General features: G+C 70.6%; 12 protein-coding genes and 1 other RNA gene. 11 read left to right on the forward strand and 2 right to left on the reverse strand.

All coding sequences use genetic code 11. From position 1 onward, the window contains the following. Nucleotides 1-12 precede the first annotated feature (12 nt). From ftsX to ABN273_RS03500, 6 genes are all read left to right on the forward strand, one after another. Nucleotides 13-921, forward strand: a complete 909-nt coding sequence (gene ftsX, locus ABN273_RS03475) for a permease-like cell division protein FtsX (RefSeq protein WP_349447120.1) — start codon at nucleotides 13-15, stop codon at nucleotides 919-921. 25 nt (nucleotides 922-946) lie between these two features. Further along, complete coding sequence (smpB, locus tag ABN273_RS03480; protein ID WP_349447121.1) at nucleotides 947-1,414, forward strand: SsrA-binding protein SmpB; 468 nt, start codon at nucleotides 947-949, stop codon at nucleotides 1,412-1,414. A 20-nt stretch (nucleotides 1,415-1,434) separates the two neighbouring features. After that, on the forward strand, nucleotides 1,435-3,294 hold the full coding sequence (locus ABN273_RS03485) for a penicillin-binding transpeptidase domain-containing protein (RefSeq protein ID WP_349447122.1): 1,860 nt from the start codon (nucleotides 1,435-1,437) through the stop codon (nucleotides 3,292-3,294). 287 nt (nucleotides 3,295-3,581) lie between these two features. Then, nucleotides 3,582-3,965, forward strand: a transfer-messenger RNA (tmRNA) gene (ssrA, locus tag ABN273_RS03490). 163 nt (nucleotides 3,966-4,128) lie between these two features. After that, complete coding sequence (locus ABN273_RS03495) at nucleotides 4,129-4,992, forward strand: hypothetical protein (RefSeq protein WP_349447123.1); 864 nt, start codon at nucleotides 4,129-4,131, stop codon at nucleotides 4,990-4,992. After that, entirely contained in the window at nucleotides 4,989-5,633 is a 645-nt protein-coding gene (locus ABN273_RS03500; protein ID WP_349447124.1) for a hypothetical protein, read from the forward strand. Before ABN273_RS03495 ends, ABN273_RS03500 begins: the two co-directional genes overlap by 4 nt. Here the strand turns inward: ABN273_RS03500 and ABN273_RS03505 are convergent. Further along, complete coding sequence (locus tag ABN273_RS03505) at nucleotides 5,627-6,031, reverse strand: hypothetical protein (protein ID WP_349447125.1); 405 nt, start codon at nucleotides 6,029-6,031, stop codon at nucleotides 5,627-5,629. The two genes, ABN273_RS03500 and ABN273_RS03505, sit on opposite strands and share 7 nt — an antisense overlap. Nucleotides 6,032-6,129: 98 nt before the next feature. On the opposite strand from ABN273_RS03505, the gene ABN273_RS03510 reads away from it, so the two are divergent. The 5 genes from ABN273_RS03510 to ABN273_RS03530 all read left to right on the forward strand — a co-directional run bounded on the left by ABN273_RS03510 (nucleotide 6,130) and on the right by ABN273_RS03530 (nucleotide 12,657). Further along, nucleotides 6,130-7,092 (forward strand): GlxA family transcriptional regulator, encoded by a 963-nt coding sequence (locus ABN273_RS03510; protein WP_349447126.1) that lies wholly within the window; start codon nucleotides 6,130-6,132, stop codon nucleotides 7,090-7,092. A gap of 45 nt (nucleotides 7,093-7,137) precedes the next feature. Beyond that, the gene (locus ABN273_RS03515) at nucleotides 7,138-8,637 is read left to right on the forward strand and encodes a serine/threonine-protein kinase (protein ID WP_349447127.1); all 1,500 of its coding nucleotides are present in this window, start codon (nucleotides 7,138-7,140) and stop codon (nucleotides 8,635-8,637) included. Nucleotides 8,638-8,650: 13 nt separating this feature from the next. Further along, nucleotides 8,651-11,464, forward strand: a complete 2,814-nt coding sequence (locus ABN273_RS03520; RefSeq protein ID WP_349447128.1) for an AfsR/SARP family transcriptional regulator — start codon at nucleotides 8,651-8,653, stop codon at nucleotides 11,462-11,464. A gap of 73 nt (nucleotides 11,465-11,537) precedes the next feature. Next, a complete protein-coding gene (locus tag ABN273_RS03525) occupies nucleotides 11,538-12,131 on the forward strand; it encodes a hypothetical protein (RefSeq protein WP_349447129.1) in 594 nt (197 codons plus the stop codon). Next, on the forward strand, nucleotides 12,115-12,657 hold the full coding sequence (locus ABN273_RS03530) for an OmpA family protein (protein ID WP_349447130.1): 543 nt from the start codon (nucleotides 12,115-12,117) through the stop codon (nucleotides 12,655-12,657). Before ABN273_RS03525 ends, ABN273_RS03530 begins: the two co-directional genes overlap by 17 nt. 38 nt (nucleotides 12,658-12,695) lie before the next feature. Here the strand turns inward: ABN273_RS03530 and ABN273_RS03535 are convergent, their stop codons facing one another. Continuing rightward, complete coding sequence (locus ABN273_RS03535; RefSeq protein WP_349447131.1) at nucleotides 12,696-13,784, reverse strand: S1C family serine protease; 1,089 nt, start codon at nucleotides 13,782-13,784, stop codon at nucleotides 12,696-12,698.

Genomic DNA, 13,784 nt, shown 5'->3' on the forward strand with positions numbered 1-13,784 from the left:
GCAGACAGAATCATGCGGGCGAATTTCATCTTCTCCGAGGTCTGGATCGGCCTCCGTCGCAACCTGACCATGACGGTCGCGGTGGTCCTCACCGTGGCGGTCGGCATGGCGATGCTGGGCGTCGGCTTGATGATCAACGCCCAGGTCGGCTTGATGAAGGGCTACTGGGACGACAAGGTCGAGGTCTCGGTCTTCCTGTGCAGCAAGGGCTCGGCCATCCCGGCCTGTAACGGCAAAGAGATCACCAAGGCCCAGACGACGGCCCTTGAGCAGACCATCAAGAGCACCCCCGGTGTCAAGGAGGTGATCTACGAGGACCAGTCGATGGCGTACCAGAACTTCCAGAAGATGTACGAGACCAACAAGGCCCTCCAGACCGCCGCCAGGATGGAGGACATGCCGACGTCCTTCCGCGTCAAGGTGACAAACCCGGACAACTATTCATCCGTTGTCCAGGCGCTGCAGGGCAAGCCGGGCGTGTCGCAGGTGATGGACCACGCGCAGCTGATCGGGCCCTTCTTCGAGCTGCTCGACAAGCTCTCTTTCTACGCGCTCGCCGTGGCGATCATCCTGGTGCTGGCGGCGGCGCTGCTGATCGGCAACACGGTACGGCTCTCCGCGTTCAACCGGCGTAGAGAGACGGGCATCATGCGGCTGGTCGGCGCGTCCAATCTCTACATCCAGCTCCCGTTCGTCATGGAAGGCGTCATCGCCGGCCTCATCGGTGGTGTGTTCGCGGCGATCATCCTGATCGTGACCAAGGTCTTCCTCTTCGAGGAGCTGGGGCGCTACCTGGGCAACGCGACCGCGCAGCTCGGCTGGAACGACGTGGCCGAGACCATCACCATTACCATGATCATCGGTGTGGTCATCTGTGTGCTGGCCTCGTTCGTGACGCTCCGCCGCTACCTCAGGGTGTAGGTGGAAACACCGGTAAAGTCGAAACATGCCACGTGAGACCGGGCGTAAGGTCATCGCCCAAAACAAGCGTGCCAGGCACGACTACCACCTCGAGGACACGGTCGAGGCGGGTCTCGTGCTCCAGGGCACCGAGGTGAAGTCGCTGCGTGAGGGCCGCGCCTCGCTCGTCGACGGCTACGCCAGCATCGACGGCGGCGAAGCGTGGCTGCTCAACGTCCACATCCCCGAATACTCCCAGGGGACGTGGACCAACCACGCCGCCCGGCGCAAGCGCAAGCTGCTGCTCCACCGGAAAGAGATCGACAAGCTCGCCGCCAAGACGAAGGAGGGCGGCCTCACGATCGTGCCGCTGACGCTCTACTTCAAGGACGGCAGGGCCAAGGTCGAGATCGCCCTCGCCCGAGGCAAGAAAGACTGGGACAAGCGGCAGTCGCTGGCGGAGCAGCAGGCAAAGCGGGAAATGGCCCGCGCGCTGCGGCACCGCAACCGATGAGAGCGGCGGCACCTCACCCGATGAGACGCGCTCGCCGCATCCTTGCCGCGGCCGCCACCCTGGCGGTCGCGAGCACCACCCTGACCGGCTGCTTCGAGGAGCCCTCGCCGCACGACGCGGTGCGCGACTTCCTCGTGGGCTGGCAGTCGGGTGACTACGACCTGGCCGCGGGCCGCGCCGACGGCGACCGCGCCACGGTGCGCAAGGCGCTGTCCGACGCCAAGCTGGAGCTCGACGCAGCCTCGTTCCGCTTCAAGATCAAGAGCCTCAGCATGACGGACGACGAGGCCAAGGCCGACTTCCACGCCGAGGTCGACCTGGGGGAGAACAACCCGCTCTGGGAGTACGACGGGATGCTCCCACTTCACCTCGTGGACGGCACGTGGAAGGTGCGCTGGTCACCCTCGGTGCTGCATCCGCAGCTCAAGGAGGGGCAGCGGTTCGCGGTCGACACCGAACCCAAGTCGCGCCAGGCGATAGTCGACCGCACGGGCCAGCCGCTCCAGGGCAACACCGTGTTCTACAGCGCGGGCGTCTACCCGGCCAGACTCGGCGACAAGGCGGAAGAGGTCGCCGCGAAGCTGTCCGAGTACACCGGCTACGCGCAGGACCGGCTGCTGAGCCGCATCAGGTCGGCTCCGCCCGACAAGTTCGTGCCGCTGGTCACGTTCGGGCGCAACCGCTTCCAGACCATGAAGCCCAAGCTTGACACCATCGCGGGAATCGAGGTCAAGGAACAGAACCAGCCCGTCAACCCCGAGCCGCCCCGGCAGATCGTCGGCAGCGTCAGCGCCCTCACCCCCGAGACCGAGCTGCAGCTCGGCGGCCCCGAGCGGGCCGGTGACTCGATCGGCAGGACCGGTCTGCAGCAGGCCTACCAGGACTACCTGACCGGCTCCACCAGGACCAGGGTGATCATCCTCGACCTCAAGACCGGCAAGCAGGTCGCCCTGCTCAAGGAGTGGCCGGGCCAGCAGAACGTCCAGGTGAAGACGACGATCGACCGGCAGGTCCAGGCGGCCGCCGAGCAGGCGGTGGCCGACACCGAGACGAGCGCGATCGTGGCGGTGCAGCGTGACACCGGCCAGATCCTCGCCGTCGGGGCCAAGGGCGACATGAACCAGGAGAAGCACGCGCTGGCCGGCAAGTTCCCGGCGGGCACGGCGTTCTCGATCGTGGCCGCGGACGCGCTGATCAAGCACAAGGTCAGCCCCAAGCAGCGGCTGGCGTGCCCGGAGGAGCGTACGGTCGGCGGCGCCAAGTTCGTGCAGGCGGGGCAGCCCGCCGGGGTGACGACGTCGGCCACCTTCCAGGACAACTTCGCCAAGGGCTGCGTCACGGCGCTGGCCTCGCTGGCCCGCCGCGTCACGGGCGCGGAGCTGACGGCGAGCGCCAAGGCGTTCGGCGTGGGGCAGCCGTGGCGGCTGCCGCTCAAGTCGTTCAGCGGCTCGCTGCCCGCACTGCCCGGCGACGCCGACAAGGCCAGGGCCATCGCGGGCGAGAACGTCGAGGTCAGCCCGCTCGGCATGGCGCTGGTGGCCGCGGCGGTCGCCTCGGGTACGTGGCGCCCGCCGGTGCTGGTCACCGATCCCAAGTCGCCCGATCCCGCGGCGGAGGCCGTACAACCTGAGCAGCCCGCCCCGGTGCCCTTGGACCCCGAGGTCCGCACGGCGCTGACGGCGATGATGCGGGCAGGTGCGGCCGGAATGAGCACCCGGGGAGGCAAGGACAGGGTGTACGGCGTCAAGGCCACGGTGGGCAGCCAGTACACGTGGTTCGTGGGCTGGCGGGGCGACGTGGCCGTCGCCGTGCTGGCGAAGAACTACGACGCCGCGGCCGAGGCGGGCAGCTTCTTCTCCGCGCTTCGGAACTCATCGTGAAATTGTCGTCACCCTGAGCAACCATTCGTGACCTCGGCTGCGTCTTACCTAATGACTGGGCCCGCTCGGGGGGTTGCGGATCCAGTCGCCGTGATGAGACAGGACTTCATCTCGGGGGAAGTCCTGCCGTCCGGACCGGCTCGACCCTGCCGGTCGGCCCCCGGGAGCGCGAGCTGTTGTGCCACGCTCCCGGGGGTTTCGCCATGGGAATTAAGTTGGCGTTGAGGGTGTTGTCTCTTGTAGATTCATGTTGCTCACCCGGCGACGGGTGTGTTGACAACTGCACAGGGGGTGACTGGCTTCGACTTCGACTTTGCAAGCCAGGTGAAGCGGGCCGAGGACTGCGGACATAACCTCGTTAATCCTGTGACCGCAAACAACAAGTGCCAATTCCAAGCGCACTGTGGTCGCCCAGGACTCCCTGGGCCTCGCTGCCTAAGTAGCGAAACCACTGTCAGCCCGGGAGTGCCTTCGGCCCGGTGTCTGGCATCGCTAGAAGGCTCAACCGTTCGACCCGGCCACGGGGGAGATCGGGAAATCAAACAGTGGCTGAGCCCGTCGGCGACTCGCCTGCGTGATCGCCGGGGCTGAGAAAAGCACAGCAGGCTGCGCCCGGAGAAGCCCTGACTTGGGGTTGAAGGACGCGGGTTCGATTCCCGCCACCTCCACCACTTCAGACCGCCCCTTACCTGCGGAAACGCCGCAGGTAAGGGGCGGTTTTCGTGTCTGCGGGGGCACCCTCGGTACACATTCGACACCTCTCTGCCATCAATGAGTGCTTTGTATGTGCTTAGGTGGTCCTCTGACAATTGTGGGCCGGAATGAGGTTGAAGGGTGTCAAGGTACGGCTGGCGTCACTCGGCGTTCGCGCCCGTGGTGGGCCTGGTGGTCTCCGCGCTGCTCATGGCGGCCGGATTGGTGGAATCCCTCCTGCAGGCCGTGGGCGCGAGCACGGCCCCGACGGCTGCGGAGCTCGTGGTCGCGCTCATCATCGCGGTGTTCTTAACGGCCTTTCTCCGCATCGCGAGGGCCGTGCCGGACATCCGGCGGGAGAGCGTGGCGACGGCGCGCGCCGTGGCGAATGTCCAGGCGGTGAACCCGGCCGAGGACACGCTGGTGGCGCGGCGGCTCAAGCTGTTCAGGGAGGCGGCCGAGGCCGGCAATGACTGCGAGGCGGTGCTGAGTGCCCGCTCCGCGCTCGACGACAGCGAGATGGCCAACAAGCATCACCTGGACCACGCGCTCATCTGGGCGCTCCCGGTCTTCGGGTTCATCGGCACCGCGCTGACCATGGGTGCGATGGTCAGCTCGTTCTCCAACGCCCTGGACAGCAAGGGCGACCCCGGCGTGCTGATCGCCGCGCTCAAGCAGCACGTGCTGCCCGAGCTGGCGTCCGCGTTCGGCGTCACCCTGATCGCGCTGTTCCTGAGCGTGCTCGCGTTCGGCGCGATGGCCTTCGTGGAGCGGGCGGAGCGGGCCGGCGTGGTGGCCGCCGACGAGGTGTTCCTGACTTATATCGCGCGCCTGCCCGGGAAGCAGGCGGCCCCGGCCATGAACGGGCTCACCCAGGAGCTTGCCCTGTCCAGAGGCAGGACGGAGGAACTCGTCAAGGGCATCGACGCGCTGCGCACCGCGGTGGAGCGGCTGAGCGCGGTCGAGAGCAGGCCGCAGAAGTACACCCTGGTGAGGGAGCCGTGAGGAAGCAGGCCGCCAGGTCGTTCGCGCCGCCGCTTGACTTGCGCTTCATCGACCTGTTCATGGCCATCGTCCTGGCGCTGTCCTTCGTCGCGATCATGTTGACCGTCGTGGCGCGGATGTTGCCGACGGAGGCGTCCACACCGCCCCCGCGCCAGGAGACGCGCCAGAGCGTGGCCCAGCTGAAGAGGCAGCTCGAGACAGCCGTGGAGGCGCAGCAGGCCGCCGAGGAGGCGCGGAAGAAGGCCGAGGCCGAGCTGCGCACCGCCCAGGCGAAGATCGCCGAGCAGACCGCCTTCGCCCTGCCCTGGTGGCTGATCGGGTTCTGTGCCCTGCTCGGCGTGTTCGCCGTGTTCATGGGCTGGCGCATCCGGCTGTGGAACAAGGGCAACCTGCCACGATTGCGCAGCTGGCTGCTGGTCACCGCGGTGGTGATGGTGGTCACGGTGGTGATCAGGTGGCTGAGTGACAGTGAGGGCTATCTGCTGCTCGCCGCGATCCCCTGGTGGGCCGCCGACGCCCTCTGCCTCGGGCTCCTGCTGGTCGCGTACGTGCTGATCTCCGTGATCCGGGAGAGCCACGCCACGCTCGGCGTGATCAAGGCCCGGTCGGCGCCCAGGCCGACCCCTGAAGGCGCTCAGTGACAGCCGGCGTACTCGTCGAGGCGGCGCAGCATCGCCACCAGCATGAGCGGGAACATCGCCACGTGCGTCACCACCATCAGCACCCCGCCGTCGATGACGCCCAGCCACAGCAGGGGGAAGAGCGGCACGACCGGGACGAACATCACGGCGCACATCTCCAGCGTCGAGGCCCAGCCGTGCCGGCGGATCCGCATCCACACGGCCATGCCGACCGACATGTTGACCGCCATGACGAGGTACGCCAGGTCGGGGTGCTGGTCATGAGAGACGGCGAGCCCGAGTGCGGACTGGAGCATGCCGAGCGCGAACATGCCGGCGAACATGGCGATGATCATCTCGACGTAGTGGAGGGCGAACCGGCCCCAGCGGCGAGTGGTGTGCGTGCCTGTCGTTGTCATGCCTCGACTGTCTCCGGTGCCGCCATCGGCGCCAAGGAAGGCGGCCGGGGAGGTCCGGAAACTTGGGTTCTTCGTCCCTCGGACCTACAGTCGGTGTCATGGACGCGCGGCGGGTCGTGGTGGTGGGGTACGAGGCGGCGGAACTGCTCGACATCGCCTGCATCACCACGACGCTGGTGGTCGCCAACTGGCACGGTGCGAAGCCCTATTACGAGACGCTCCTGGTCACGCCCGGCGGCCACACCATCACCTGCGGCACCGGGCTCAACCTCCAGGCCCACCAGCCTCTGGAGCGGATCACCGGGCCGCTCGACACTCTCCTGGTCTCCGGCGGCATCGGCTACGCGGACGCCGCGGCGAACCCGCTGATCGTCGGTCACGTCCGCCGGCTGGCCAGGGAGAGCCGTCGTGTCGCCTCCGTCTGCACGGGGTCGTACATCCTCGCCGCCGCGGGCCTGCTGGACGGCCGGCGTGCCGCCACCCACTGGGAGCGCGCGCCCGAGATGGCCGCCCGCTACCCCGAGGTCGTCGTGGACGCCGATCCGATCTTCATCCGCGACGGGAACGTGGCCACGTCCGCCGGCGTCACCTCCGCGTTAGACCTCACCCTGGCCTTCGTCGAGGAGGACAACGGCACCGAGCTGGCCCGCACGGTGGCCCGCCACCTGGTCACCTACCTGCAGCGGCCCGGTGACCAGGCGCAGATGAGCATGTTCGTCAGCGCGCCCGCCCCCGCGAACAGCCTGGTCAAGCGGATCGTCGAGCACATCGCCGCCCACCTGCGCGACGACCTCACCACGCCCGCGCTGGCGGCCGAGGCGGGCGTGAGCGAGCGGCATCTCACCCGGCTGTTCCTCAAGCATCTGGGGCTCACGCCGGGGCGGTACGTCCGGCAGGCCCGCACCGAGGCCGCCGCGCACCTGCTGGCCACCACGTCGCTGCCGATGGCGTCCGTGGCCGTGCGGTGCGGGTTCGGGACGGCGGAGACGTTGCGGCAGGCGTTCATCGACCGGTACGGGGTCTCGCCGTCCCGATACCGGCTGACACAGGCGGCCGGGTAAGACCAGTCCGTCCGGGAAACGCCGGGTCTGACTAATCTGTCTGCGATGAACGAGGTCATAGGCGGGTACACGCTGCGGCGCCTGCTCGGCAGCGGCGGCATGGGCGAGGTGCATCTCGCGAGCACGCCCACCGGCGGCCTGGCCGCGGTCAAGGTCATCCATCCCGCGCTGGCCCGTGATCCGGCCTTCAGACGGCGGTTCGAGCGCGAGGTGGCGGCGGCCCGGCGGGTGGCCAGGTTCTGCACCGCGCCCGTGCTGGACGCGGGGATCGACGGTGACGTCGCCTACCTCGTCACCGAGTACGTCAAAGGGCCCGACCTGGCGCAGGCCGTACACGATCAGGGGCCGCTCTCCGGCGGGAACCTGGAGGCGCTCGCGGTGGGCATCGCCACAGCGCTGAGCGCCATCCACGGGGCCGGGGTGATCCATCGCGACCTCAAGCCGTCCAACGTGCTGCTCTCGCCGCTCGGCCCCCGGGTGATCGACTTCGGCATCGCCCAGCTCGTCGAGAACGACGGCCTGGCCAGCCAGGCGATACTCGGGACGCCCGCGTTCATGGCGCCCGAGCAGGTGCGCGGGGAGCCGCTCACGCCCGCGGCCGACGTGTTCGCGTGGGGCGGGGTGATCGCGTTCGCGGGGACGGGGCGGCTGCCGTTCGGGGGCGGGGCGCCCGGGGAGGTCCTGTATCGGATCATGCAGGAGGGGCCCAGGCTGGACGGGCTCGACGAGGGGATCAGGCAGGTCGTGGAGCGGGCGCTGGCCAAGGATCCCCGCCTGCGGCCGACGGCCCAGCAACTGCTGGCCGGCCTGGTCGGCGGCACCCGCCTGGCCGCGGCCACCGAGGTGGTGGAACGCACCTGGACGGGCGGCGCCGTGACCGCCGTGCAGCAGCCTCAGCCGCCCGTCGCGCGCAGGCGGCGGCGGTGGCCGTGGGTCGCGGGGGCCGCCGCGCTCGTCCTCGCTGTCGCCGCGGCCGTGCCCGCGCTCTCGCGGGAGAGCTGGCCGTACGAGGCGGGCTTCGGCGACTCGTGGGCCGTCGGCACGTCGGAGGGCGGGACCGCCCGGCAGTCGGGCTCCGGCTACGAGCTCATCGTCAAGCCGGGCTGGCGGCTGTGGAAGTCGGCCCCCAGGCAGGAGCCGGAGGGCGGCGTGATCGTCAGTGCGAAGGCCGCCCTCGAGGAGGGGGCCGGGGAGTACGGTGTGTGGTGCCATGGCTCGGCGAGCTCCGCAGACCGTTACGAGTTCGGGGTGAGCAGTTCGGGCAAGGTCACGATCGTCAAGCGCCGCACGGGCACCAGGGGCAGGACCCTGTACGGCCCGGCGAGCGCACAGAGCGCGGCCGTCAACCGCATCGTGGCGGAATGCGGCAAGAGCGGGGGCAAGGTGACGCTACGCATGTGGCTGAACGAACGCCTGGTCGCGGAGGCGTCCGACGCGGACGCGCCCTACGGCCCGAACGAGTCAGGCGTTCACGCCGCATCCGGCGCCACCGCGAACCTGCGGGTGCGCTTCGACTCCTTCGCGCTCAGACCGGCGGGCCAGTGATGCCGAGGGGGGCGTGAACGTGCGCTTCGGCGTGCTCGGGCCGCTGCGGATCGAGGCCGGCCAGGTGCCGGGACCGGCCAAGCACCGCACGTTGCTGGCCGCGCTGCTGCTGTCGGCCCGCGAGACGGTGCCGATCGAACGGCTGGTGTCCGTGGTCTGGGACGACCGGCCGCCGGCGTCGGCGGGGTCGGTGCTCAGGGTGTACGTCAGCGCGTTGCGCAAGCTCGTGGACGGAATCCGCACGGTGCCGGGCGGCTACGTGATCGAGGTCGAGCGGGACGAGGTCGACTGCCACCGGTTCGCGCGGCTGGTCGCCACGGCCAGGCAGGAGCGCGAGTCGGGGCGGATCGCGGAGGCGGGCGACACGTTCAGGGCGGCACTGGGGTTGTGGCGGGGGCAGGCGCTGGCCGATGTCGAGTCGTCCCTGTTGCGCCGGGAGCACGCCGTACCGCTGGAGGAGCTGCGCCTGACCGCGCTGGAGGAGCGGGTGGAGCTGGACCTGCGGCTCGGCAGGGGCGCGGAGGTGGTCGGGGAGCTGCGGGCTCTGGTCGGGGCGCATCCGCTGCGCGAACGTGCCTGGGTACGCCTCATCGAAGCCCTCCACCAGGCGGGACGCCGGTCGGAGGCGCTCGGGGCCTACCAGGACGCGCGCAGGACGCTGGTGGAGGAGCTGGGCCTGGAGCCGGGCGCTGAGCTGACCGCCGCGCACCAGCGGGTCCTGAGCGACGAGGGCCGCCCGTGGACGAGAGCCGGCGAGACCCGGCAGCGCGTGGGACAGGTCGATGAGCTGCCGCCGGACATTTCCGACTTCGTGGGCCGGCAGGACGCGCTTGACTGGATCGTCCGGACGGCTCGCGAGCACGCGTCCGCCCCTGTGCACCTCGTCCTGCACGGCCCGCCCGGCTGCGGGAAGTCGGCCGTCGCCGTGCACGCGGCCACCGCGCTCGAGCGGCCGGACGGCCGCCTCTACGCCTCGCTCGGCGCCAGGCCACCGGGCGCCGTGCTGGAGGACCTGCTGCGCTCGCTGGGCTGCCCGGACGGCGCGGTCCCGCCGGCGCTGGACGAGCGCGTGCGGCTCTACCGGAGCATGACGGCCCGCAGGAGGCTGCTCGTCGTCCTCGACGCCGCCGCCGACGAGGCCCAGGTGCGCCCGCTGCTGCCGACCGGGCCCGGCAGCCTCACCCTGGTGACGAGCCGGTCGCCGCTGGCCGGGCTGGAGGCGGCGCGGGCGTACGAGCTGGGGGTTCTCGGCCAGGACGAGGCCGTGGCGATGCTCGGCGAGGTGGCCGGCCACGACAGGGTTCGTGCCGAGCCTGAGGCCGCCCTGCGCATCGTCGGGCTCTGCGGCCGGCTGCCCCTGGCCCTGCGCATCGCCGGGTCCCGGCTGGCCAGGAAGCCGGGGTGGACGCTCGACCACCTGGCGGGCCGCCTCGGGGACGAGCGGCGCAGGCTCGACGAGCTCAGCGCGGGCGACCTGGCCGTGCGGGGCAGCCTGGCGCTCGGCTACCGGGGCCTGCCGGACCCTGAGAAGAGGTTGCTGCGCGGGCTCGGCGCGCTGTCGGCACCCGACTTCGCGTCCTGGGTGCTCGACGCCGACCTGGAGCCGCTCGCCGAGGCCGGGCTGCTGCAGTCGCGCGGCCTGGACGAGGCGGGCCAGGAGCGGTACGGATGGCACGACCTGACCAGGCTCTACGCCGCCGAGCGACTCGTGGAGGAGGACGGCGGCCCGGCAGGTGTGCTGGCGGCCAGGGCAGGCGCGATCCTCGAGCGCACCAGGCAGGCCAGAGCCACTCTCCTCCCGGCCGAACCCGGGACCGGCCGCACCGAGGTCCATCCGCCCGGAGCCGGGGCGGGCGGGCAGGGGCTGGAGACCGGCTGGCTGCGGCAGGAGGCGCGGTGGCTGAGCGCCGAGCGCCGGTTCCTGGTGGCGGCCGTCGATGACTTCTACCGGTCGGGCCTGTACGAGGCCGCCTGGCGGCTGGCGTTCTACCTGACGCCGCTGTTCGAGCTGGGCGCGCACCACGACGACTGGCACGTGACCACGGCCACCGGGCTCGACGCGGCCAGGGCGGTGGGCCACCGGCACGGCGAGGCGCTCCTGCTCCGTGGCCTGGCCGACCTGCACAGGGCCGAGGGCCGCACGGAAGCGGCGGCCGCGGCGCTCCGGGCGGCCCAGCCGCTGGTGGAAGGGCTGGAGCTGGCCAGGATCACGCTCAGGCTCGGCCTCGTCCAGGCCCGCCCGGCAGAGGCCGAACAGGCGTTCGTCCGGGCGCTGCGGGTCTTCGAGGAGGCCGGGGACCGGCGCGGGCGGGCCGACGCCTTGCGGGCGCTGGGCGCGCTGCGCCGGGACGAGGGCGCGCTCAACCAGAGCCTGGCCGCCTACCAGGACCTCGGGGACCCGCGTGGCGAGGCGGAGGCGCTGCTCGACCTGGCCAGGGCGCACCTCGGGGCCGGCAGGCGCGCCGAGGCCCGCGAATGCGCGGAGCGGCGGCTGCGGATCAACCGCCGCCTGGGCGACCGGCTGCCCGAGGCGGTGGCGCTGCTCGTACGGGCCGAGATCGCCAGGGCGGAAGGCGAATCCGGCGCCGCCGCCGGATTCGTCCGCGAGTCGCTGGAGATTTTCCTCGCGTACGGCGACCGCAGGGGCACCGCGCAGGCTCTCATGGCGCTCGCGCATGCCGCGCTGGACCTCGACGACATTGATGAGGCAGTTGAGGCGCTTGTGCGTGCTATGGGAGAGTTTGACGGCCTCGGTGACGAGCAGGGCCGGGTCGGCGCCGAACGGCTCGCGCAGGAGGCCCGTAGGCGGCGTGGTCAGCGGATATAGGCGACTATGCGGATCCTGAAGGTCGCTTCCCTACGGTGAGGGCCATATCCCCGACGACGAAGGTGATCACATAATGCGAAAGACGATCGCGCTGGCTGTCGCAGCCGTCGCGCTGACGGGCTGCGGCGTGCTCCCCGGCCAGCAGGGCGGCGGCGGTGAGGAGAGGCAGGCGCAGGCCGTCGCCGAGACCCCCACCGAGAAGCAGCCGGACACGGCACCGGCGCAGGAGCAGCAGAGCGCGCCCCCGCAGGACTCCAAGTCGATCGCCAGCCGCGAGGCCCAGGTGGGCGCGGGCGACATGCATGGAAAGGCCCGCGCCGACATCATCTCGCTCAAGCGCCAGGGCAGGACCCTCACGCTCAACTGGACGGTCACCGCGACCGACGGCAAGGTCAACGTGCACAACAGCATGGGCACGTCCCCGCTCGACTTCTCGGTCTCCAACGTCTCCCTGATCGATCCGGTGAACGCCAAGCGCTACCGGGTGGCCCGCAACGGCACCGGCGAGGACGCGAAGTGCGTCTGCTCCGGCACCCAGGGCCAGTTCCTGGAGCCGGGGGAGGCGTCCACGCTGTACGCGGTCTTCGCCGCTCCTCCCGCGGACGTCACGAAGATCAACATTGAGATGCCCATGATCGGCGTGTTCACCGATGTTCCGATCTCTTAGCGTCGCCCTGTCCCTCGTCCTGTCCCCCACCCCGGCGCCCAGCCCGCCGGCCGACGCCACCGGTGTCGTCGAGGACCTGGTGCTGCCCGTCGAGGACATCATCGGCGAGGTCGAGTCGCTGGACGGGACCGAGAGCGAGACCAAGCAGGGACGCCAGGTCACCGTCGCGCTCACCAGCGACGTGCTGTTCCAGCTGGACAAGTGGCAACTGACCGCCAAGGCCAGGCAGCGGCTCCAGCAGGTGGCCGAGAAGGTGAAGGCCGACGGCGCCGGCGGGGTGGTCAAGATCGAGGGGCATACGGACGACCAGGGGAGCGAGGCGTACAACGTCACGCTGTCGCAGCGGCGGGCGCAGGCCGTCCAATCGGCCATGCGCGGGCTGCTCACCGGCGCGGGCGTGACGCTCGAGGCGCGGGGGTACGGCGAGACCCGGCCCAAGCGGCCCAACTTGGTGGACGGGAAGCCCAACGAGAAGAACCGCGCCCAGAACCGGCGGGTCGAGGTCGTCTTCACGGCCAAGCCGTGAAGTGCCGGCTTCGCCCGCTTCCTCGGCGGGGAAGGGCGTCAGTCGCTCGGGAGCTGGCCCAGGGTCACGGTGATCGTCTCCGTTCGGCCGTCCGAGTGGAGCACGCCCACCTTGGCCTGGTCGCCGGGCTTGAGGTTGGCGATGGTCTCGGCGAGGACCGCCATCGTCGGCGTCTTCTTGTCGTTGATCGAGGTGATCAGGTCGCCGGCCCGGATCCCGGCCTTCGCGGCGGGGCCGCCGGGCTCGGGGCGGACCACGCCCACCCCGCTCGGCGTCCCGTCCGCGCCGATCACTGTGCTGCCCCTGATGCCGAGGGCGGCACGGTGGCTGTTGGTGACCCTGCCCTGTTTGACGATCTGGGCGGCGATGTCCGTGGCGGTGTTGCTCGGGATCGCGAACCCGATGCCCGGCGCGGTGCCCCCGCCCAGGGTGGGGTCGACGGCGGCGAGCGTGGGAATGCCGATCACCTGGCCTGACAGGTCCACGAGCGCCCCGCCGCTGTTGCCCGGGTTGATCGCGGCCGAGGTCTGGATGGCGCTGGCGATCGTGGCGCCGGGCGAGCCCTCCGTCTCCTGCGGCTCGGTGACGGTACGGCCGATGGCCGAGACGATCCCGTTGGTCACGCTGCCCGACAGGCCCAGCGGGTTGCCCATGGCGAGCACGATCTGCCCGACCCGCACCTTGGACGAGTCCCCGAACTTCGCGGGCCGCAATCCGTCGGGGCGCTCCACCTTGATCACCGCAAGGTCGCCCAACCCGAAGGACTTGACCAGCCTGGCCTCGCGCGGGGGGCCGCCCGTGGCGATCGTGACCTCCATCTTGGTGGCCTCTCCGACCACGTGAGCGTTGGTGACGATGTGGCCGGCGGAGTCGTACACGATGCCGGAGCCGAGCCCGGCCTTGGTGTTGATCTGCACGATGGACGGCAGCACGTTGGCGATGACGTCCTCGTACGCCGACTCCAGGGCGTGCAGCGACGCCAGGGAACCAGTGGTGGGCGAAGGGGACGACGGGGCGGTCGGCGATGAAGTGGGCGAGCCCGGCTGGGTGGCCCTCGACGTGGGGGCCGGCCCGCAGCCGGTGAGCAGCACGGCAGCGGCGGCCAGTCCCGCGACGATCCTCTTCAT

Origin of the sequence: Nonomuraea sp. B19D2 (assembly GCF_040137845.1) — a bacterium.
Classification (GTDB): Bacteria; Actinomycetota; Actinomycetes; order Streptosporangiales; family Streptosporangiaceae; genus Nonomuraea.